Here is an 18485-nt window from a genome sequence, read left to right as displayed (position 1 = left end):
CCAACATCGCCGCCGCCACCGACCACTACCGCAGCCACCCCGCAGACGGTCTTCAGCTACTCGGTCTCACGACGTGAGAACGCTTCGGCCCTGGGGTGTCAAGAGCCTCGTGAGATCACCGTCGACACCGACGGAACCAAGGGCACCAAGACCGGCGTGGTCATCGCCACCGATACCCCCCTTCTGGGTCAACCTACGCGAATGGGTACCGGCCACCCGGCTCACCCCCGGAGCCTGGCTACGCACCAGCACCGGAACCCACGTCCAGATCACTGCCATTACCAAACAAACCGTGGGACATCAGCGAGTCCACAACCTCACCATCGCCGACACCCACACCTACCACGTCGGTGTCGGGACCGAAAACGTCCTCGTTCATAATACTGGTCTCTGCAATGTTGGAATCGATGCGCTTAATGACGCGCGAGCCATGAACTATAAGCGTTTCGCGAGCAAGCTTACGAAGTATCGAGACAATATCGAAATCACTCTATATGGCACTGGAAATGTGAAATTTGAGGTTCGGGTGTCCGGTAGAGCGCCAGGATCATATGCGATTTATCGCAAAATTGTTGACGTCAACGGCAAGACACTATCGGTTCAGAAGGTTACTATCGCTCCAGACGGAAGTGTCGTCCACATTAAGGACAAGATGTGATGCCCGAAGAGGTGAACGAAGATCGTCGCGGCTTGCTTAGGGATCTGATTGAGCTGCGACGATCGGTATCCAATCTTGTCGATAGGCTTCGCGAATATTCGTGGGATGTTGACTTCCCTCTCGTGTCCGTCGAGGTTGAAGATGTTGTGCGAATCCTTGACTTCTATCTGTCCGGGCGAATTCTCGGGACTACTGTAACGGAGTGGGCTGATGCGCTAGAGATGAGAGAAAATGTGCAAATTAATGAGCATCTCTCCGAATTCTTCTCTGAAGCTTCTTCTCCTGAAATATACGAGCCGATATCGACGAAATTTGCTGCACGATGGATATTGCGCCTGAGGTTAATGTTAGGCCAGTAGTGGCTGCGTAAGAGAGAATTCCAGGGCGATTCTATTAGCCCTGGAGATTCGTTTGACGGCTACGCGAACCGTGATCGTTTTCTGACGGCTACGGTTCGGGGCTGTCGTCGAGGGCGTCGTTCATACGGTCGATGGCGTCGCGTTGGAGGCGGAGCCGGACGTGGGCGTAGACATCGGCGGTGATCGAGATGTGCGCATGGCCGAGGAGTTCCTTGATGACGATCAGGTCCTACGCCCTGATCGAGCAGGAGCGAGGCGCACGAATGCCACAGGTCGTGGAAGCAGATCGGGTGGATTCCGGCGCGCTGGAGTAGGGCTCGGAAGGCACGGCCTAGGTTGATCGGGGTGCCGACGCGGGTGGTGAAGACGAGCCCGGTGTCCGGCCAGTCCGCGCCGAGGGTCGCGCGCTCGTCGTCGTGCTGGTCACGATGGGCGGTGAGGGCGTCGATGCAGGGGCCAGGTAGGGGATGAGGTAGAGCCACAAGCAGGCGCGGTAGCGGGCCAGGGTGGAGGCCCGGACGGCGTGCACGGCCACGTGGTCGAGCCAGTTCGTAAGGTAGTCGGCCAGCAGCAGGTCCCGGGTGGTGCGCGGAGTGCTGTGCTGATGGTCGGCGATCTTCTTGGTGAGCTTGTCGGCGGCCTCGCGGCGGGTCTTGCCGTAGACCCGGACGCGGGTGGTCTGCCCCTTGGCGCTCAGGACGTAGGCGGCCCCTTCCCACCGACCGTCGGTGCGCTGGTAGAGGGTTCCCTCCCCGCTGGTCCGTCTGTGCAGGGTCCGGGCTTTCCTGGTCTGCGAAGTGGTGGGCTCTTCCTCAGGAGAGCCGATCAGGGTTGTGGTCATGCTGCGGCCTCCTTGTCGGTCAGGCGGATGACGTAGTCGTGCAGGGCAGAGAGCGGGATGCGGCGTGCGCCGTCGATGTGGATCGAGGAGAGCGCGCCGCAGGCGAGCAGCTGGTAGAGCTTGCTGCGGGAGATCGACAGCGCGGCGGCGGCCTCGGGCACGGTGAGCAGGAGCGTGATCATGTGTCACCTCCTCCCGGACTCATCGGGCCGGGCGGAGGCCGGTCGGTGATCTCGGCGAGAACTTGCTCCAGGGACGGCGCACGGCCGAGGTAGCGCCACTGGTTGATGACGAGGATCGAATCCTGGTCGGGGATCTCAAGGACAAGCTGAAGGTCGCCGAAAAGGCCCGGGAAGCCGCCCAGCACGCCTTCTCAGCATGCGCCAGACCGAACAGCTTCGTGCCCGGCACCCTCGTGCTGATGGCCGACGGCACCCACAAGCCCATCGAACAGGTCAAGACCGGCGACAAGGTCCTGGCCACCGACCCCGACACCGGCAAGACCAAGGCCAAACCCGTCATCGCGCTAATCACCGGCGAAGGCGCCAAGAACCTCGTTCAGATCACCGTCGACACCGACGGCACCAAGGGCAACAAGACCGGCGCGATCATCGCCACCGACACCCACCCCTTCTGGGTCACCAACCTGCGCACCTGGGTCCCCGCCACCCGGCTCACCCCCGGAGCCTGGCTCCGCACCAGCACCGGAACCCACCTCCAAATCACCGCCATCACCAAGCGAACCGTCAACAACCAACAAGTCCACAACCTCACCATCGCCGACATTCACACCTACTATGTAGCGGTCGGTGAGGTTGATGTCCTCGTTCACGACGCTGGCTGCTGGTCGACAGCCTACGAGAATGCCAGTGATCTCGCTAAGAAGTACAAGGAGGGGCAGTCGACTCGGGATCCAGCATCGCAGTGGTATCACGAAGAGCTGAGCAACAAAGAACTCCCGGACGCGATCAACAACGCCGCAGATGGAGACGGGATTGTCGTCTCGCGCAATGGGAGGATTCTTGGAGGTCATCACCGTTGGGACGAACTCCTGCGAAGAATCAAAGGTGGGCGTATCGACCCAAAGACGAGAGTCCGTATCGACGTCTACGGCGGAGAATAGTGCTCTGATGTCTATAATTCATTCGACTGACCCCGATTTTCGGGTGTGTCAGATCAGTTTCGATACTCTGCTTGAGATCCAATTGGAGGCGGAGGGTCGAGGCTGGGCGACTCGGTGGAGCTCGGTGGACGCACTTCGCAGCCAGGTCAAGGAAGAAATCGTATTCCTCCAATCACTGATGCGTGAGGAGCGAGGAGGGGTTGTTCGAGCCTACCGATGCCTCCTGATCTTCTCGACCGTGAATGGCAAGGATGCTGGCGGAATTGCCACGATCGATCTTGATCCGGGGAGATTTGAATCGCTGGGTCGGCTCGATCGAGACCCGGATGTTCGGAAGGCGCTTGTCCGGATTTTCTCACTTGCGCTAGGTGAGATTTCGGCGGTCTCAAAGAAGTAGCGGGGCGGCCCGACGGGATGATCGATTTCCATGAGTCCAGCCGATGCGGAGCTTGTCCAAGATTTTCGCGACTGCATTGGCGCCCTATTGAGAATGGGGGCATTGATTGCGGAATCAAGGACTCTGTGGATTCATGGTATTGGCGCTGTTTGATGGCTACGCGAACCGTGATCGTTTTCTGACGGCTACGGTTCTGGATGATCGCCGAGAGCGTCATTCATGCGGTCGACGGCCTCGCATTGAAGGCGGAGGCGGACGTGGGCGTAGACGTCAGCGGTGATGGAGGTGTGAGCGTGGCCGAGTAGAAAATGTCCGAAAAGTTCCTAAATGAGGATGATGATGGCGTAGCGTCCCGTCTGGAAGTACGGGAGGCCGCCGATGCCGGGGAAGGGCGCCGCGTATCCGGCGGACCTGTCCGATCCCGAAACGGAGGTTCGCGGGGCGTTGGGGGGCGGTGACCGCCACGCCGAGGCCGCGCGGTCTGGCATGCTGTACATGATCTCGGCGAAGGACACCAAACCGCACCTTATTCCGATATACATATACGGATAAAATGGGATTCCTTCCCTGCCCTGTCCGCTCAGTGGCCGCCCGCGAGCCCTTCGCTCCGCCCTACCATCTCCCTGCGGCGCTCAGGCGCGAGGGAGATCGGGGAGCAGGTGCGGAACAGATCGAAGCCGCAGGGGGCATTCGCGGTCATCGGATGGACGGCCCTGTCCGTCGTCGCGCCGGGGGCCGCCCACCTGCGCGCCGGATGGCGGAAGACCGGACTGGCACTGCTCTCCACTCATACGGCGCTACTGCTGGGCCTGCTCTGGACCGCGCTCACCGCGGACCTCGGCGAGCTGGCCGGACGGCTGGTCACCTCGTCCTGGCTGACCGGCGTCACGGTGATCTCCCTCACCCTCGGCGTCGCCTGGTTCACACTGGTCCTGCACTCGTTCATCGTGCTGAACCCCGGCACGCTCCCGAGGGTCCGGCGGGCGATCGCGGGCGGCGTCGCGGGGGTGCTCGCGGTGGCGGCGCTGCTGCCGTTCGGTCTGGCCGGGCAGTACGCCATGGTTTCGCAATCGGCGCTGGACCGGGTCTTCAACGCGGCGCCCACCCCCGCCCCCTCCCAGACCTCGGGGATCTCCGAGGCCTCGGCCCAGCGGGAGGAGGACCCGTGGGCGGGGCGCGATCGGGTGAACATCCTGCTGCTCGGCGGTGACGCCGGCGCCGATCGGGTGGGTGTGAGGACCGACAGCATCAACGTGGCCAGCATCGACGTCAAGACCGGCAACACCGTGCTGCTGAGCCTGCCGCGCAACCTGGAGAACGTCCGCTTCGTACCGGGGTCCCCGATGGCCAGGCGGTTCCCCGGCGGCTTCCGGCTGCCCGCCAATCCCGACGGCTCGCGGGAGGACCTGCTGTTCGCGGTCTGGGAGTACGCCGACGCCCATCCCGAGATCTTCGGTGGTCGCAGGGGGCAGGGCACCAGGACGCTCATGGAGACGGTGGGGCACGCCCTCGGCCTGAAGATCGACTGGTACGCCCTGGTGAACATGTGGGGCTTCGCCCGGCTGATCGACGCCATCGGCGGCGTGCGGCTGACCGTACCGCAGGACGTGGTCTTCGGCAGATACAACGAGGGCCTGGTCAAGGCGGGAACCCGCAGGCTGGACGGGGCCGACGCCATGTGGTTCGCCCGCTCGCGCACCTACAGCGACGACTACAGCCGGATGGGACGCCAGCGTTGCGTGCTGGGCGCCCTGCTCCGGCAGGCCGATCCGGCGACCGTGCTCTCCCGGTTCAACCGGATCGCGCTGGCCACCAGGGACCTGCTGAGAACCGACATCCCACGCCCGATGCTGGAGCACCTGGTCCCGCTGGCCCTGAAGGTCAAGAACGCCAGGGTGACCACCGTCCAGTTCGTCCCGCCGCTGATCAGCACCGGCTACCCCGACTGGCGGAAGATCCGCGCCGTCACCGCCCGGGCCGTCCGCGCCTCGGCGGCCTCCCCGGAGCGTTTCGATATGACCGCCGCACCCGTGGCCGCGCCCTCCTCCTCACCCGCCACTCCCGCCCCCTCGCGGGTCACCACCTCGCCCACGGGTACGCCCACGGCCTCACTCACGCCCGCTCCCACCGGCACGCCGACCGCCGGCCCGGCCGACACGGCGACCACCAGGCCGAAGGGCGGGTCCGAGGCCAGGCGGAGGGGTCCGGCCGTGCCGAAGGGCATCACCGAGGGCTGCGCCTGACCTCAACCGAGACGGACGGCCCCGGCACCGTCCGGAGAAGGCCGCCCAGGGAAGGGGCTCGGTCACGCCGCCGCATCTCGCCGGTTCGATTTCTCATCGATACGCTCTGGAACATCGATGGATCGTAGGAGAACGTAATTGCCGGCCTCCGCCGTGAGGTAAGAAAACCAAAGATGATGGCTTGAATGGACTCCGGGTTCGGGCGATCGGTTTCTCCTGATCGCCCGAACCAGGTCAGCGGTCGAACTCGCCGGTCTTGACCCCACCGACGAAGGATCGCCATGCGCCGGGGGTGAAGAGCAGCTTGGGGCCGCCAGGGTCCTTGCTGTCACGAACAGCGACCACTCCAGGCAGGTTGGCCACCTCCACACACTGGCCACCATTGTCCGAAGAACGCGATGACTTCCGCCACACAGCGGCGCTCAGGTCCATTCCCGCTTCACTTCCTCGATCTTTTTGAGGGATATGTGCTCAGGATAGGTCCATAGCCGTATCGCCTCATAGCGCTTCCAGATCGAGATCACAATGTCGTGGTCGGTCGTGACCTGCCCCTGGGCCGGTGAGTCTGCATGGACAACATTCGGCTCTCCATTCGGAAGCTCAGCGATCATAAAGGCTCCTGCCAGCCCCGCTACACATTCCGAATCCACAACCTGGATGGAGATGGTGGGCCGCTGCGCGGCCTCCAGCAGGTAAGAAAGTTGTTCCCGCATCAGCTCAGGACCGCCGATTCGACGGTGCAGCACACCCTCGTCGATGAGGACCAAGAACATGGGTGGGTCTTCCCTGTCAAAAATCCGCTGTCGCCGCATGCGGGCCTCGACACGTTGCTTCACCTCTTCGCACGCGACCTGAGGGCCTCGGCTGAAGAGGTGATGTGCATAGGCTTCGGTCTGGAGAAGTCCCGGCACGAGCAGAGGATCCCAGGAACGCAGGACGAGGGCGATAGGTTCGACCTCCTCGGCCCAGCTCCGGAACCAGACCGGACCGCCGGGCTGGGCGACGATGCGCTGGTAGAACCGGACGAAGGAGACGCCGTCGGCCGCTCCGAAGAGCCGGTCCAGCCTCTCGGCGTCGGACTTCGACGGGGTCCGGGTGGCCTTCTCCAGGCGGCTCACCTGGGTCTGGGTGCAGCCGAGGCGGGGGGCCACGGCGGCCTGCGAGAGCTGCGCGGCCTCCCGCATGCGGCGCAGCTCGACGCCGAATCGCACGCGCGGGGACCCAGGGTCGAGAGCCGGCACCACTTCCATCGCATTTCCTCCCGAATTATAAAAAACGGACTTAACATCCCGGCGGCGATACCGAATTCAGTCCAGGGCAGACCAATGAGTGTCATCATCTCCCCTGCTCTGGACTGCCGAACCGGTCACCGACCAGATGCCAGAAGGGCATCCTAAACGCAGATCTTCTCGTCCGGGAAGCGCAAAAGAGAAAGTAAGCCATCACCTTTCAAACCAGGAATGAATCACGTCGCCCGTGGATACGGCGGCGCTATTTCGCACCCCGGTCACTTGCGTTGGAAAGCACTTTGGAGGCGGCCTATGACGGCGGGCGAGCAATACGAAAGGTTCGAGCATCTGGTCCGGCTGAGCTGGGCGCTGCACGCCCTCGGCATCTGCACCTCGCTGGTCCTCCCCGTGACCGGGCAGCCGGTCCTGGAAGTCCGGTCGGTGTCCGGCTCCCTGGTCCGCATCACCGTCATATGGCGTTCCGGCTGGGTCTTCACCTGGCGCCCGTGGTGGGCACGCCTGTGGCTGTGGAACAAATGGGTGGTGGCCCACGCCGACAACGCCGCCGACATCATCATGGCGGAGGTAAGCGCGTGAGAGGCCAAGGGGCGATCCACCACTACGACGCCCCGCCACGGAAGACCTACACAAATGCGCCGTACGGCACCTGGAAGCGAGAATTCCCAGGAAAGGAGATATCCGTCCCTATCGCCCGAAAATGGGCACATGAAGTGCTGGCCGGGCGAATCGCGGCTCCGGTCCTCGACGACGTGCTGCTCCTGCTGAGCGAGCTGGTCACCAACGCGGTCACCCACTCGGACTCGGGGCGTACGCCGGACGGACAGGTCATGGTGCGGGTGCCCCACTTCCCCGGCGACATCCGCGTGGAGGTGACCGACGGCGGGTCCGCCACCAGCACACCAACCGTGCGCAGGCCCGAATCCGACGAGGACGGCGTGCGAGGCCTGTGGCTGGTGGACCTGCTCGCGACCGCGTGGGAGTCACACCGTGACGAGGCCACCGGATCGGCCTGGTTCCAGGTGGCCAAGTGCTGACAGGCGAACACGGAAAGAACGTGGCGGCGGCGAGCCGATTGAGTGAAGATCGATACGTCTCAGCGTCACCCACCCCGCGGAGGTAAGGCATGCGCGTCACACGGCTACTGGCCATTGGCTTGATACTGGCAATAGCGGCATCGGGATGCACCACTTCCGAGCCGTCCTTGAAGGAAGCCGCAGCAGAACTCCAGAAAGACACCCAACGCCTGGAAACCGACGACCTTTTCAAAAATCCCCTTATGAAGCTCCGCGTCCTACAGCGCCCAGACAAAGACATTCCCTGTGGGGAGGATGGGTTCAAACGGGTACTGCGGGCGACGGCCGACGAGGAACGGGGTAAAGAACAGTCTCTGGACTCGCACCTGGACGGAGCCGAGAGAGTTATGGAGAACACTCTTTCCCGGATCCTGGGATATAAGATGGAATATGATATCAGCCAGGTAGACGCTCCGGAAGGACGATTCATCAAAGGCAGCAAGAAGACAGGGATCACCGTGAACGTGTATGTGTCACCGGAGGCCCCGACCTGGCGGTTGCACGCACAAACCGATTGCCTGCCACGGTGAGGAAATCACTGCGTCATTTCGGGATCCTCAATAGGCTTTCAGCCAGATCGCTGCTCTGAAAGCGCGAGGAATACTCAATTTTTTTGTCGAGATTTCCGTTTTCATCCATCCAGTCCTCATAAACGTCCAGTTTCTTCTGGAGCACCTGCTCCCACTTCTTGGTGCCGGTGGCCTCCCGCTTGGCTTCGGCTACGAACTCTTCATACGTCTTGAGAGTGCCGTTGGCCGTACTGATGAGCTCTTGAGGAGGTTTGCTCACCGGATAACCGCCGCTGTAGAGAAGGTGCGCCATATCGAATTTCATACGTCTAGTGAGGTCGACCCGTTTCCCCGTTGCCACTTCTACTTGCTTCTCAAAGTCGGCGGCCCAATCATCCGATACAGAGCTGAAGACGTACGATTGGAAGACCTCCCAGCTGAGTGCTGCGATCTCATTTAAGGGTGAAATTCTACCCAATGCAAAGCCAGCGGTGTTCTTAATGAAATTACGAGCACTCAAACGTGCTGCGTCTTCCTCGCCGAGCACGTCCTTCGTCGCCTTGAACGCGACACTGCCAAAATCGCCAAACATCATCGAGATGTCATGAAAGTGGTCAGTACCGCTCTGCACGTCCAGGCGAGCGGCTGCCAGCAGGATGTCATGGCGGAACCTCGCCACCGTCGCATTGAACTCGCCAGCGGACTTCTCTTCGCCGACGAAGGTTCTCATGAAGCGATAGGTGTCTCCGGGACTGAGGTAAAACGCGGGGATCACCCCGGGAAGGGGGAGCCAGTGCTCAGGCATTGTGAATCCGGAGGCCCGATACGCGGCCCTGTCAAAGCGGGTGCCCGAGACCAGTTCATGGACGTACGATCTGGCGATCACTCCCATGGAGTCCTTAGCAGTTATCGGCAAGTTGGTGCCGAAGGGGCCTGCGGCCAGCATCGTGTCCAGGGCGAAGGCGGCGGCGGCCGGGCTGTGCTGCCCCGGCTTCTCCTCCACTGCCCCGGCGCCCGCCTCCATGACTCGGCCGAAGGCGTCGGCCACATCGTCCCCGGTCCCCACGCTCTTGGCGTAGTCGAGGAAGCGTTTCATCTTCTCGGTCCGGCTCAGCTTTACCTCGGCTCCGCCCATCGTGGCGAAAGCGTCTCGCACCGCCGTACCGTCCCCGGCGAGCACCTCCAGAGCCAGGGCGACCACGTCGGAGGACAGGCCGTACGCCTTCATCTCGGTGAAGGCGGCGCCGCGCCAGTCCTGGTGGGGGTTCTTCATGAAGTCGTCCAGGGCCAGCGCGCGGGCCGCCGCGACGCGCACCTTGGAGGGGGCGTTCGCACCCTTGAGCAGTGCGAGCCGGTTCCACGCGGCGACCTTGCCGCCGACCGGTTTCACCAGGTCGGCCCTGACCTTGGCGAACGCCGGGACGAGGGCGGGGGCGCGCAGGGCCGCGCCGAGGGCCTCGCTGAAGGCGGCCAGGTCCTGCTTGGCGGTCTTGCTGCCGGTGGCCGCGATGACGCTGGGCAGGGCGTCGCGGACCTTCGACGGCAGCAGGGCGAAGAAGGCTGCGGCGGCCTGGGGGTTGTCGGCCAGCCGGGCGATCTCGTCGGCGTGCTCGTGGATGAGCGCGGCCTGAAGCTCGCTGTTGCGTTGCACCAGAATGTCGTCGCCGTACATCCGGGCCAGCCCCCGGGCGAATTCGAAGCCTTCCAGCTCGTCGGGCAGGCGGATCAGCCCCTGACCGCCGCCTCCACCGTCCGGCTCCGCGGTGCACTTGGCCGGTACCACGGCGGCGCCGCCCAGCTCGGGAGCGCCGCTACCCAGATTTCTGACCAGGTCGATCCGGTTGTGGAGCATGGAGACCTGGGTGCCGCCCCAGTCGGCGATGTGGGCGATCTCGCGCAGCGCGGGGGTGCTGATGCCGTGCCGGCGGAGTGTGATCTCGAACTCCCCGCTGAACGCGGTCAGCCGGTCGGCCGCGCCGCGCAGAGAGGTGGCCAGCTGTCCCATCTCATCGGGGTCGATCCCGCAGAACTCTTCGGTGGGCGCCACGGAATCTTCCCCTCAATGGTCACGACGATCACGTGCGGCCGGCCATCTCCCGGCGCATGGCGTTCGCCTCGGTCTCCGTCACCAGCGGAGGATGCCGGCGCAGCTCCTCCTCGATCGCCTCCACCACCCGCCGCGCGAGCTGTCCCAGACGCTGGTGCCGCTCTCCCAGCTCGGTGGTCCATGTGACGGCCGTCGGCCCCGTCCAGACCTTTCCCGACCGCATCGCCGCCAGGGCGTGCTGGTAGGCCTGCCGTACCTCGTGCGCCCTGGTTTCGGCCTCCAGCAGCAGTTGCCTCAACCGCTCGTGCCGAGGGCTGGGCACCATCCGCTCGGCCATGCCGCCCCGTCTCCCCAGACCCATTATGGACGAAAAAGCCAGATATCACACTAAACACTGGACATTCATAACGACAAGACCCGGCCCCCGCCAGTGCCGCACTCCTGCCGCCGTCGTTTCGTTTACTTCGCCCGCTTCAGCTAATGCGATTACGAGGGGAAGATAGACGTGCCCGGCATTCACGTCAAGCTCTCGATCCCCCCGGGAGCGATAGACGTCCAGATCGCGGCCCGCGCCGCCAGATGGATCGAGAATCGCCTCAGGCGGCACCCCGGCGAGGCGGCCGTCCCGCTCACCGTGGGGTCCGGCGACGAGGAGGCCCTGATCTTGCCACGCGAGGCCGTGAACCTGCTCGCCTGCGCCCTGACGCAGGTCGCGGAGGGACGGGGCGTGTCGGTCATTGCCTCGCACACCGAACTGACCACCCAGCAGGCGGCGGACATATTAAACGTGTCCCGCCCCTACTTGATCGGGCTGCTGGAATCCGGCGCGATCCCCTACCGACTGGTGGGAAAACACCGCCGTATCACCGCCGAGGACCTCATGAAGTACACACACCGACGATGACCGGAGAACAGCTTTCCGTCGCATCATTGTCATGATCGCATGGAGCAGAATAGCCTGGCTTTCGGGTCGTCTCGCATCATACCGACCACTCCGTTCACAAGGAGCGCGTTAACGAATGTCGTTTTTCGACAGAATCATCGACGCCATGGAGACCGCCACTAAAATCGTGTTATGGGGAAGCGTCATAACCGGTCTCGCGCTTCGCTTCACCAATCATGTGGGCATGCCCTTGGCCATCTCGGTAACCATCACCTTCGTGTCCCTGGTCATCCTGTGTTCCATCAGGGAACCCCAGGAACACTGGAATGACAGGGCCGCCGAAGAGGTGGTGCTACGGCGTGAGCAGCTGCGGGCGAACCGTGAGATCGAGCTGCGCCGCGAGATTCGGCGGCTACAGCAGCAGGAGCAGAGGCGTTAACCGTACGGCTCGCGCCGGGTTCTCCCGTGATCACGGCCTGAAATGTCATGCCCTTCGCCATGAGGGGTGAGACGGTGCTCGAACGTCCCGATGAGGCCCGGATCCGGTGCGAACTGGAGGAGATGGTCGTTCACGATCGCCACAACCCCTCCACGGCGACGGTGAGTTCGGGGAACGCCCGACCGGCCGTTACACCCTGGGCAGGCTCGCCCCGGAGAGTGGGGTGGTCGAGCCGGACCCGACTGGGCCTGGACGGATCGGCCGAGGGTCGGCGGGTCGATTCCCGCGCTGCACGCGAAGGTCGTCGCCGCGGACGAGGACGTCGCACTGCTCGGCAGTGCGAACCTCACCGATCGGGCGCTCGCCCACAACCTCGAAGTCGGTGTGGTTCTCCGCGATCCCGACGTGGTGCGCAGACTCGTCGGGCATTTTCGCGCGCTCATGCGGCCGCAGGACGGCCCGCTGCGGCCCATCGGGTAACGGCCGGGGACGGCCGGTCCCTCCGCTCCGCGCCGCCGGGAGACGTCACCGGGGACGGTCAGATCGCGTAGGAGTCCTTGGCGAGGCGGCGGACGCGGGTCACGTCGACGGTGTGGCCGAGGCCGGGCTGGGTGAGGGGTACGGCCACGACTCCGCCGGAGGCGCCGACCGGCGGGGTGACGATCTGGGCGCTGCGCGGGGGCTCGGCCACGTCGCAGGGCAGCCCGCAGCCGGGCAGGCTGGCGGCGGCGACCGTCGCGGCCCTGGCCAGGCCGGTGCCCCGGCCTCCCGCGCAGGCGATCTCCCAGCCCGCCGCCACGGCCCGGTCGTGCATCCGCCGTACCTCGCGTAAGGAGCCCACCTCCGCGGGGCGCAGCAGCAGCGCCCGGCCCGCGTCCGCGCCGATCGCCTCGTCGAGTTCAGCCACCGAGGACGCCTCAAGCAGCACCGGGGCCGCGACGCGCTGTTGCAGGTCGGCGTGGCCGGTGAGGTCGGCGAACGGGCGCTCTATGGACGAGAGCGTGTAGGCGTCCAGCGCCTCCAGGGCGTCGATGTCGGTGTAGGCGGCGCGGGCGTCCACGCCGATGCCGAGCGCGGGGTACGCCCGGCGGACGGCGCGGAGCGGCTCGATGTCCCAGCCGGGGTGGATGTCCAGGGTGACGTGGGCGTATCCGGCGCAGACATGGCGGTTCACCCGCGCGACCAGGCTCTCCAGGTTACGCTCGGCGCCGATCCTGACGGTGGCCGTCAGCGAGGTACGGCTGCCGCCCAGCGCGTGGGCGAGCGGGACCCCGCGCATCCTGGCCCACAGGTCCCAGCAGGCCATGTCGGCGGCGGAGCCCCCGGGGACGTCGCCCAGCTCGTCGGGGTGTTCCCAGTCAAGGCCGACCAGCGCCTGTCCGAACCCCTCCTGCAGGAGTGCCCAGGTCTTGGGGTCGGGATCGACGACCTCTCCCCATCCGGTCATGCCCCCGTAGTCGGTGAGTCGGACGAGGATGCTCTCGGGCCGTCTGCCGTAGGGCAGGACCAGCCGGAACACCTCAAGCTCACACACGCGCGGCATGGACCCCCCTCGATCTCTCACAGTCCGGGAGAACGCGAATCCCGCCGGGGGCGGGGCTCGTCCGTCACCACGGAGCGGTTCGGCGTTCCTCCCATGGTGTCATGGCCTTCAGGTCCTGAAGCGCCCCCCGACCAGCACGCCGGTGCCCGCCAGGAGCGCCGTCAGCCCGAAGCAGGCCAGGTAGACGGGGCCGGCCGCCCCGAAGACCGCGACGATCGCACCGACGACGGCGACCGTGACCACGGTGAAGACCAGCTCCCCGATCCCCAGCGAGGCGCTGTTCTCCCCTTCCTCGCCGGGGTTCGACATCTCCAGGACGAGGACCGACAGTGTCGGGTAGACCAGCCCGATGCCGAACCCGGCGATGACCTCACCGAGGACGGCCACCAGGACGGGGACGCCCTGGAAGACGGTCAGGGCCATCAGCAGGATGCCGGCGGCGATCAGGGCGGGGCCGATCCGCAGGATCAGGACACGGTCGTACCGTTTGTGCCCCATGATCCACGCGGCGGCGGACCAGGCCAGCGCGCCCGAGGTGAGCACCATACCGGCCTGGGTGGGTGACAGGCCGCGCTCCGCGGTGAGCATGAGCGGCAGGAACACCTCGCTGCCGAGGACGGTGCCCGTGACGATGCCGCGCAGCGCGATCACCGCCGGCAGGCCGCGGGCGGCACGGAGGGTGCCGGGCGGCAGCAGCCTGGGCAGCGACAGGATCAGGACGGCCAGGCCGATGGCCAGCAGGACCGTTCCGGCGCCGCGCGCCGCTCCGCCGTACTGCATGAGCACGGCACCCACGGCCGTCAGCACCGTCCAGCCCAGTTTTCTGAGGATGGGGATGCGCTTGCCGGTCTCCGGGAGGTTTCCGGCCGAGCCGGAGGTGGTGGAGGCTGGGGCGAGACCGCGCCAGAGCAGCAGCGCCGCGGGGAGGACGAGCAGCGGCACCCCGAGGAAGACCCAGCGCCAGCCCAGATGTTCCACCACCGTACCCGCGACCGCCGGTCCGACCATGGAGGGCACCACCCAGCACGCGGCGAAGACGGCGAAGACCCTGGGATGCATGGCCGCCGGATAGACCCGCGACACCAGCACGTACATCGAGACCTGGAAGATCCCGCCGCCGAAGCCCTGGACGAAACGCCCGAGGACGAACACGTCCATGGTGTACGCCAGCCCGGCGATCACCAGGCCGCCGGAGAAGGTGGCGACGCCCGTCCAGAGCGGGGCGACCGGCCCGCGCAGGTCCGCCCACCGCCCGCCGAGCACGGTTGCGATCATGCTGGCGGCCAGCGTCCCGCTGAAGGCCAGGGCGTACAGCGAAAGCCCTTTGAGATCGTGTCCCACGACCGGCATGGCCGTCGCCACCGCGAGCGACTCGAACGCCACCAGGACGATCAGTGCCACCATGCCGACCGTCAGCGCACGGTACGGATGCCCGAATATCCCCGTAGATGGCGCGTTAGTCGCCGTAACCGTCATAGTCGGACAATACGGCTAACGCTCGGCCCACCGGCCGACGTCCCGGCGTTCGATGGCCGCGGCCATGAGACCGGGAAAGGCGTCGGGGGTGCAGGCGAAGGCGGGCACGCCCAGGGCGGCGAGCGCGGCGGCGTTGTCGTGGTCGTAGAAGGGCGCCCCCTCGTCCGAGAGCGCGAGCAGCACGATCACCTGCACTCCGGCCGCCGTCATCTGGGCGACCCTGCGGAGCATCTCCTCCCTGACACCGCCCTCGTAGAGGTCACTGATCAGGATGAGGATCGAGTCGGTGGGCCGGGTGATGAGGCCCTGGCCGTAGGCGATGGCCCGGTTGATGTCGGTGCCACCGCCGAGCTGCGTGCCGAAGAGCAGCTCGACCGGGTCGTGGAGCCGGTCGGTGAGATCGACGACCGAGGTGTCGAAGACCACCAGCGACGTCTTGAGCGAGCGCATCGAGGCGAGCACCGCGCCGAAGACACTCGAATAGACGACGGAGGCGGCCATCGACCCGCTCTGGTCGACGCAGAGCACGACCTCCCGCTGGACCGCCCGCTGCCGCCTGCCGTACCCGACGAGCCTGGAGGGCACCACGGTGTTCCGCTCGGGAAGATAGTTCTTCAGGTTGGCCCGGATCGTACGGTCCCAGTCGATGTCGGCGGCCCGTTTGGGCCGGTGGGTCCTCGCCGATCGGTCCAGTGCGCCGGTCACGGCCGCCTTCGTCTTCCGCGCGAGCCGGCGTTCGAGATCGGAGACGACCTTGTGGACCAGTGCCCGGGCGGACTCACGCGCCCTGTCCGGCATCACCCGGTTGAGTGACAGCAGCGTGCCGACCAGATGGACGTCCGGTTCGACCGCCTCCAGCATCTCCGGCTCCAGCAGCAGCCGGGTCAGGTTCAGCCGCTCGACGGCGTCCTTCTGCATGACCTGGACGACGGTCGAGGGAAAGTAGGAGCGGATGTCGCCCAGCCAGCGCGCCACCCTGGGGGCGGAGGCGCCGAGTCCCCCGCTACGCCCGCCCTCGCCGCCCGCGTTGTAGAGGGCGGCCAGGGCTCCGTCCATCCGGGTGTCGGTCCCGTCGAGCGCGCACCCGGTGCCGTCGGCGTCCCCGCCGAGCACCAGCCGCCAGCGGCGCAGCCTCTCGTCCGTCACGTGATCTCCGTCCTTCCCAGAATCGCCAGTACGGTCCGCACGGCCGCCGCCGCGCGCTCGTCGTCCACGTCCTCCAGGACCGCGGCCCCCTCTCCGGCCTCCAGCGACCGGATCCGCGAGCCGATCGAGCGCCGTTCGGGCGCGGCGAAGGCACCGAAGGTACGGCGGAGCAGGGGCAGCACGTCGACGAACGTCTCCGGGGCGAGCCCGGTGAGCCACCCGTCGACCAGCGCGAGCAGCCGGGCGTCGTGGACGAGCAGCAGGCCGCCTCCGGCCAGGAAGCCCTCGACCCAGGCGGCCGCACGGGCCGGTGGATGCCCCGCCGACATGGCCCTGGACATCAGCGTGCCCGCCTGATCCGGGTCAAGATCCCCGGCGTCCAGCAGGATCCTGGTGAACCGTCCCTCGATCACCCCGTGCAGGTCGGAGCGGCCGGACATCCCCCGCAGCGCGGCCAGCCACCGCCCCCGAGGCGTTTCCTCAGCGGAGGCTCCGGCCATACGGGACGTCCCGGAACGGCCGGACGTACGGGAATCACCCGGATCGCCGGAGCCGCCGGGGGGACCGCCACCGAAGGTGCCGGGGAGACCGAAGGCGTCGGGGAGCAGGGCCACGGCGGCGTGCACCGCGTCGACGTGCCCGAGCAGGTCGCGGGCGGCGTCGTCGTCCAGCCCGGCGACCACGCCCCCCAGCCCGACGCAGACCCTGGTGAGCAGGGCGTCGACGATGGCGGCCAGCCCGATCGCGGGGGTGCCGCGCACGTCGCCGTAGCGCTCGGCGCGGACCATCGCGGGAAGCGCGGCCATCAGGTGGGTGACGTCGCCGTCCAGCGCGGCCCGTTCCGACAGCGCGTCGAGCACGTACGGCAGCGCGTCCGGAAGGTCCGCGAGCAGGCACCGTTCCACCAGCCCGGTGAGACCCGCCAGCGAGGCTCCGGGGGCTGCCGCCCTCCCCGGCCCGCCTCCGGACGTACCCCGGCCACCCGGCGCCCCCGGACCACGCGACCCCGGGCCGGGGGACGCGGCCCCCTGTGCCGTGGCCGGGCCGGGTGCCCGTCCGCCGGCCGCCAGGTCGCGGACGCGGGCGGTGGCCGCGGCGGGGACGGTGGTGCCCCAGGCGCCGGCCTCGATCAGGTCGATGTCGAATTCGGGCCGCCAGGCGAGCGTCCAGGACTCGCGGAAAGTACCCTTGCCCCGGCTCTCCCGCTGGGTGCCCCAGTCGACGCCGAGCAGGCGCAGCCGGTGCAGCAGTCTGCTGCGCTCCAGGTCGAGGGGCTTGCGCAGATCGAGGTCGTGTTCGCGGCCGAGCGCCTCGGGCTTGAGCTTGAGCCGCCGCTGTTCCTGGCGGAGGTGGCGCTGGAGGGGGACCATCGGGGTCGAGTCGGGAACGTGGCCGAGCCGCTCCCCCACGACCAGGCGCCGCTGGATCAGCTCCACCGGCAGGTCGTCGCCCTCGCAGAGCACGGCCCTGACCGCTTCGGTGACCTCCGCGAGCCCGGCCAGCGGGCGCCCCCGGAGCGCGGCCAGACTCCGCGCGAGGCGTACCGCCTCGATGACGTGCGCGGAGGAGACCGGCAGGTCCTCTTCGCGTAGCACGCCTGCGGCGGCGGTCAGCCATCGCTCCACCGGCCGGTCGGGGGAGGCGAACAGGTGGTGGTACCAGCCGGGCGAGGTCACCCCCGCGCCGTAGCCACTCCAGGCGGCCAGCCGCCCGTACGTCCACGGCACCCATGTGGTCTCCACCTTGACTTTGGGCAGCCCCCGCAGCAGCGCGTCGTCGGCTCTGACGGTGGGCAGCCCGGCGCCCCAGGCGGATCCCCCGTCCTGCGACCCGGCCAGCGCGGGCACGTGCCAGGCGCCGCAGACGACGGCGATCCGCTCGAACCCGTCCCTGACCGCCCTGCGGATCGTACGCCGCATGAACGCCTCACGCCGGGCCTCGTGCCCGTCGGCGCGGTGGCCCTCGCGGACCGCCGCCATCGCCTCGGCGATGACCCGGAACGGTGTGTCCCCCCGGTGCTCGACCACGTCCTCCCACCAGCGCTCCGGATCGTCGTATCCGGCGGCGCGGGCCAGGACCCCAATCGGATCGACGTGTACGGCGGGCGTTCCGGCGTCCGGGTCGCCTGGGGCATCCGAGGTATCAGGGGTGTCCGGCCGGTTGGCGAGGCTGTGCGCGGCGGGCAGGTCACAGAAGCGGACCGGGACACCCGTCCGCACGGCGTGACGGATCGCCTGCCACTCGGGCGAGAACACCGCGAACGGCCAGAACGCCGCCCTGGACGGTTCGCCGGGCACATGGGCCAGGAGCGCCACCGGCGGTTCGAGGCCCGGATCCCCGGCCGGCTCGACCAGCGCGTCGGCCTCCGGCGGCCCCTCGATGAGCACGATGTCGGGTGCGAGGCGTTCCAGCTCGTCCTTCAGGGACCGGGCCGACCCGGGCCCGTGGTGCCGCACCCCCAGCACGGAGACGTTCATCGGCGATCTCCAGACCCCGTG

Annotated in this window: 21 protein-coding genes; 11 read left to right on the top strand and 10 right to left on the bottom strand. The window is 66.8% G+C overall.

Annotated features, from left to right (window positions below):
- Positions 1-73 precede the first annotated feature (73 nt).
- Together ACWEF2_RS12575 and ACWEF2_RS12570 are read left to right on the top strand one after the other, a co-directional pair.
- Positions 74-658, top strand: coding sequence for a polymorphic toxin-type HINT domain-containing protein (locus ACWEF2_RS12575; RefSeq protein ID WP_453814604.1), 585 nt, complete (start codon positions 74-76; stop codon positions 656-658).
- Positions 658-1017, top strand: a complete 360-nt coding sequence (locus ACWEF2_RS12570; RefSeq protein ID WP_453814602.1) for a hypothetical protein — start codon at positions 658-660, stop codon at positions 1015-1017. Before ACWEF2_RS12575 ends, ACWEF2_RS12570 begins: the two co-directional genes overlap by 1 nt.
- Before the next feature lie 331 nt (positions 1018-1348).
- On the opposite strand, the gene ACWEF2_RS12565 is transcribed toward ACWEF2_RS12570, so the two are convergent.
- Entirely contained in the window at positions 1349-1858 is a 510-nt protein-coding gene (locus tag ACWEF2_RS12565) for a hypothetical protein (protein ID WP_453814600.1), read from the bottom strand.
- Positions 1855-2040, bottom strand: coding sequence for a helix-turn-helix domain-containing protein (locus ACWEF2_RS12560; protein WP_453814598.1), 186 nt, complete (start codon positions 2038-2040; stop codon positions 1855-1857). Before ACWEF2_RS12560 ends, ACWEF2_RS12565 begins: the two co-directional genes overlap by 4 nt.
- A 62-nt stretch (positions 2041-2102) precedes the next feature.
- Here ACWEF2_RS12560 and ACWEF2_RS12555 point away from each other — a divergent pair, with 62 nt between their 5' ends.
- From ACWEF2_RS12555 to ACWEF2_RS12545, 3 genes are all read left to right on the top strand, one after another.
- Positions 2103-2981 (top strand): polymorphic toxin-type HINT domain-containing protein, encoded by an 879-nt coding sequence (locus ACWEF2_RS12555; protein ID WP_453814596.1) that lies wholly within the window; start codon positions 2103-2105, stop codon positions 2979-2981.
- A 124-nt stretch (positions 2982-3105) separates the two neighbouring features.
- Entirely contained in the window at positions 3106-3378 is a 273-nt protein-coding gene (locus ACWEF2_RS12550; RefSeq protein WP_453814594.1) for a hypothetical protein, read from the top strand.
- Positions 3379-4037: 659 nt separating this feature from the next.
- Positions 4038-5621: an LCP family glycopolymer transferase gene (locus ACWEF2_RS12545; protein WP_453814592.1), complete on the top strand. Its 1584-nt coding sequence runs from the start codon at positions 4038-4040 to the stop codon at positions 5619-5621.
- Positions 5622-5855: 234 nt separating this feature from the next.
- Here the strand turns inward: ACWEF2_RS12545 and ACWEF2_RS12540 are convergent, their stop codons facing one another.
- Complete coding sequence (locus ACWEF2_RS12540; protein ID WP_453814590.1) at positions 5856-6053, bottom strand: DUF397 domain-containing protein; 198 nt, start codon at positions 6051-6053, stop codon at positions 5856-5858.
- The gene (locus ACWEF2_RS12535; RefSeq protein WP_453814588.1) at positions 6044-6871 is read right to left on the bottom strand and encodes a helix-turn-helix domain-containing protein; all 828 of its coding nucleotides are present in this window, start codon (positions 6869-6871) and stop codon (positions 6044-6046) included. Before ACWEF2_RS12535 ends, ACWEF2_RS12540 begins: the two co-directional genes overlap by 10 nt.
- A 291-nt stretch (positions 6872-7162) precedes the next feature.
- Between ACWEF2_RS12535 and ACWEF2_RS12530 the strand changes: the two genes are divergently transcribed.
- The 3 genes from ACWEF2_RS12530 to ACWEF2_RS12520 all read left to right on the top strand — a co-directional run bounded on the left by ACWEF2_RS12530 (position 7163) and on the right by ACWEF2_RS12520 (position 8474).
- Complete coding sequence (locus ACWEF2_RS12530) at positions 7163-7447, top strand: hypothetical protein (RefSeq protein WP_453814586.1); 285 nt, start codon at positions 7163-7165, stop codon at positions 7445-7447.
- Positions 7387-7905, top strand: coding sequence for an ATP-binding protein (locus ACWEF2_RS12525; protein WP_453814584.1), 519 nt, complete (start codon positions 7387-7389; stop codon positions 7903-7905). The genes ACWEF2_RS12530 and ACWEF2_RS12525 overlap by 61 nt, the downstream gene beginning before the upstream one ends.
- 89 nt (positions 7906-7994) lie before the next feature.
- A complete protein-coding gene (locus ACWEF2_RS12520) occupies positions 7995-8474 on the top strand; it encodes a hypothetical protein (RefSeq protein ID WP_453814582.1) in 480 nt (159 codons plus the stop codon).
- Between the two features lie 13 nt (positions 8475-8487).
- On the opposite strand, the gene ACWEF2_RS12515 is transcribed toward ACWEF2_RS12520, so the two are convergent.
- Positions 8488-10500: a hypothetical protein gene (locus ACWEF2_RS12515; protein WP_453814580.1), complete on the bottom strand. Its 2013-nt coding sequence runs from the start codon at positions 10498-10500 to the stop codon at positions 8488-8490.
- A gap of 28 nt (positions 10501-10528) precedes the next feature.
- Complete coding sequence (locus tag ACWEF2_RS12510; protein ID WP_355590645.1) at positions 10529-10837, bottom strand: hypothetical protein; 309 nt, start codon at positions 10835-10837, stop codon at positions 10529-10531.
- A gap of 168 nt (positions 10838-11005) precedes the next feature.
- Here ACWEF2_RS12510 and ACWEF2_RS12505 point away from each other — a divergent pair, with 168 nt between their 5' ends.
- From ACWEF2_RS12505 to ACWEF2_RS12495, 3 genes are all read left to right on the top strand, one after another.
- Positions 11006-11404 (top strand): helix-turn-helix domain-containing protein, encoded by a 399-nt coding sequence (locus ACWEF2_RS12505; protein ID WP_453814579.1) that lies wholly within the window; start codon positions 11006-11008, stop codon positions 11402-11404.
- A gap of 115 nt (positions 11405-11519) precedes the next feature.
- Positions 11520-11822, top strand: a complete 303-nt coding sequence (locus tag ACWEF2_RS12500) for a hypothetical protein (RefSeq protein WP_453814577.1) — start codon at positions 11520-11522, stop codon at positions 11820-11822.
- A 279-nt stretch (positions 11823-12101) separates the two neighbouring features.
- Positions 12102-12302: a phospholipase D-like domain-containing protein gene (locus ACWEF2_RS12495; RefSeq protein WP_453814623.1), complete on the top strand. Its 201-nt coding sequence runs from the start codon at positions 12102-12104 to the stop codon at positions 12300-12302.
- 58 nt (positions 12303-12360) lie between these two features.
- On the opposite strand, the gene ACWEF2_RS12490 is transcribed toward ACWEF2_RS12495, so the two are convergent.
- The 4 genes from ACWEF2_RS12490 to ACWEF2_RS12475 form a co-directional block, all read right to left on the bottom strand.
- The gene (locus ACWEF2_RS12490; protein WP_453814575.1) at positions 12361-13365 is read right to left on the bottom strand and encodes an enolase C-terminal domain-like protein; all 1005 of its coding nucleotides are present in this window, start codon (positions 13363-13365) and stop codon (positions 12361-12363) included.
- A 108-nt stretch (positions 13366-13473) separates the two neighbouring features.
- Positions 13474-14769 carry an MFS transporter gene (locus ACWEF2_RS12485; protein WP_453814573.1) on the bottom strand — a complete coding sequence of 432 codons (1296 nt, stop codon included), beginning with the start codon at positions 14767-14769 and terminating at the stop codon, positions 13474-13476.
- Positions 14770-14856: 87 nt separating this feature from the next.
- The gene (locus ACWEF2_RS12480; RefSeq protein ID WP_453814571.1) at positions 14857-15987 is read right to left on the bottom strand and encodes a VWA domain-containing protein; all 1131 of its coding nucleotides are present in this window, start codon (positions 15985-15987) and stop codon (positions 14857-14859) included.
- Positions 15984-18464 carry a DUF5682 family protein gene (locus ACWEF2_RS12475; RefSeq protein WP_453814569.1) on the bottom strand — a complete coding sequence of 827 codons (2481 nt, stop codon included), beginning with the start codon at positions 18462-18464 and terminating at the stop codon, positions 15984-15986. The genes ACWEF2_RS12480 and ACWEF2_RS12475 overlap by 4 nt, the downstream gene beginning before the upstream one ends.
- Positions 18465-18485 lie beyond the last annotated feature (21 nt).

The organism is Streptosporangium sp. NPDC004631 (genome assembly GCF_053601935.1).
This window is presented reverse-complemented; position numbering and strand designations above follow the sequence as displayed.

What these genes read in the sequence shown, in the direction of transcription:
- ACWEF2_RS12485 (WP_453814573.1), bottom strand. Translation starts at nt 14,769, where the DNA reads ATGGTGGCACTGATCGTCCTGGTGGCGTTCGAGTCGCTCGCGGTGGCG.
- ACWEF2_RS12520 (WP_453814582.1), top strand. Translation starts at nt 7,995, where the DNA reads ATGCGCGTCACACGGCTACTGGCCATTGGCTTGATACTGGCAATAGCG.
- ACWEF2_RS12535 (WP_453814588.1), bottom strand. Translation starts at nt 6,871, where the DNA reads ATGGAAGTGGTGCCGGCTCTCGACCCTGGGTCCCCGCGCGTGCGATTC.
- ACWEF2_RS12540 (WP_453814590.1), bottom strand. Translation starts at nt 6,053, where the DNA reads ATGGACCTGAGCGCCGCTGTGTGGCGGAAGTCATCGCGTTCTTCGGAC.
- ACWEF2_RS12510 (WP_355590645.1), bottom strand. Translation starts at nt 10,837, where the DNA reads ATGGCCGAGCGGATGGTGCCCAGCCCTCGGCACGAGCGGTTGAGGCAA.
- ACWEF2_RS12530 (WP_453814586.1), top strand. Translation starts at nt 7,163, where the DNA reads ATGACGGCGGGCGAGCAATACGAAAGGTTCGAGCATCTGGTCCGGCTG.
- ACWEF2_RS12570 (WP_453814602.1), top strand. Translation starts at nt 658, where the DNA reads ATGCCCGAAGAGGTGAACGAAGATCGTCGCGGCTTGCTTAGGGATCTG.
- ACWEF2_RS12565 (WP_453814600.1), bottom strand. Translation starts at nt 1,858, where the DNA reads ATGACCACAACCCTGATCGGCTCTCCTGAGGAAGAGCCCACCACTTCG.
- ACWEF2_RS12525 (WP_453814584.1), top strand. Translation starts at nt 7,387, where the DNA reads ATGGGTGGTGGCCCACGCCGACAACGCCGCCGACATCATCATGGCGGA.
- ACWEF2_RS12560 (WP_453814598.1), bottom strand. Translation starts at nt 2,040, where the DNA reads ATGATCACGCTCCTGCTCACCGTGCCCGAGGCCGCCGCCGCGCTGTCG.
- ACWEF2_RS12475 (WP_453814569.1), bottom strand. Translation starts at nt 18,464, where the DNA reads ATGAACGTCTCCGTGCTGGGGGTGCGGCACCACGGGCCCGGGTCGGCC.
- ACWEF2_RS12490 (WP_453814575.1), bottom strand. Translation starts at nt 13,365, where the DNA reads ATGCCGCGCGTGTGTGAGCTTGAGGTGTTCCGGCTGGTCCTGCCCTAC.
- ACWEF2_RS12500 (WP_453814577.1), top strand. Translation starts at nt 11,520, where the DNA reads ATGTCGTTTTTCGACAGAATCATCGACGCCATGGAGACCGCCACTAAA.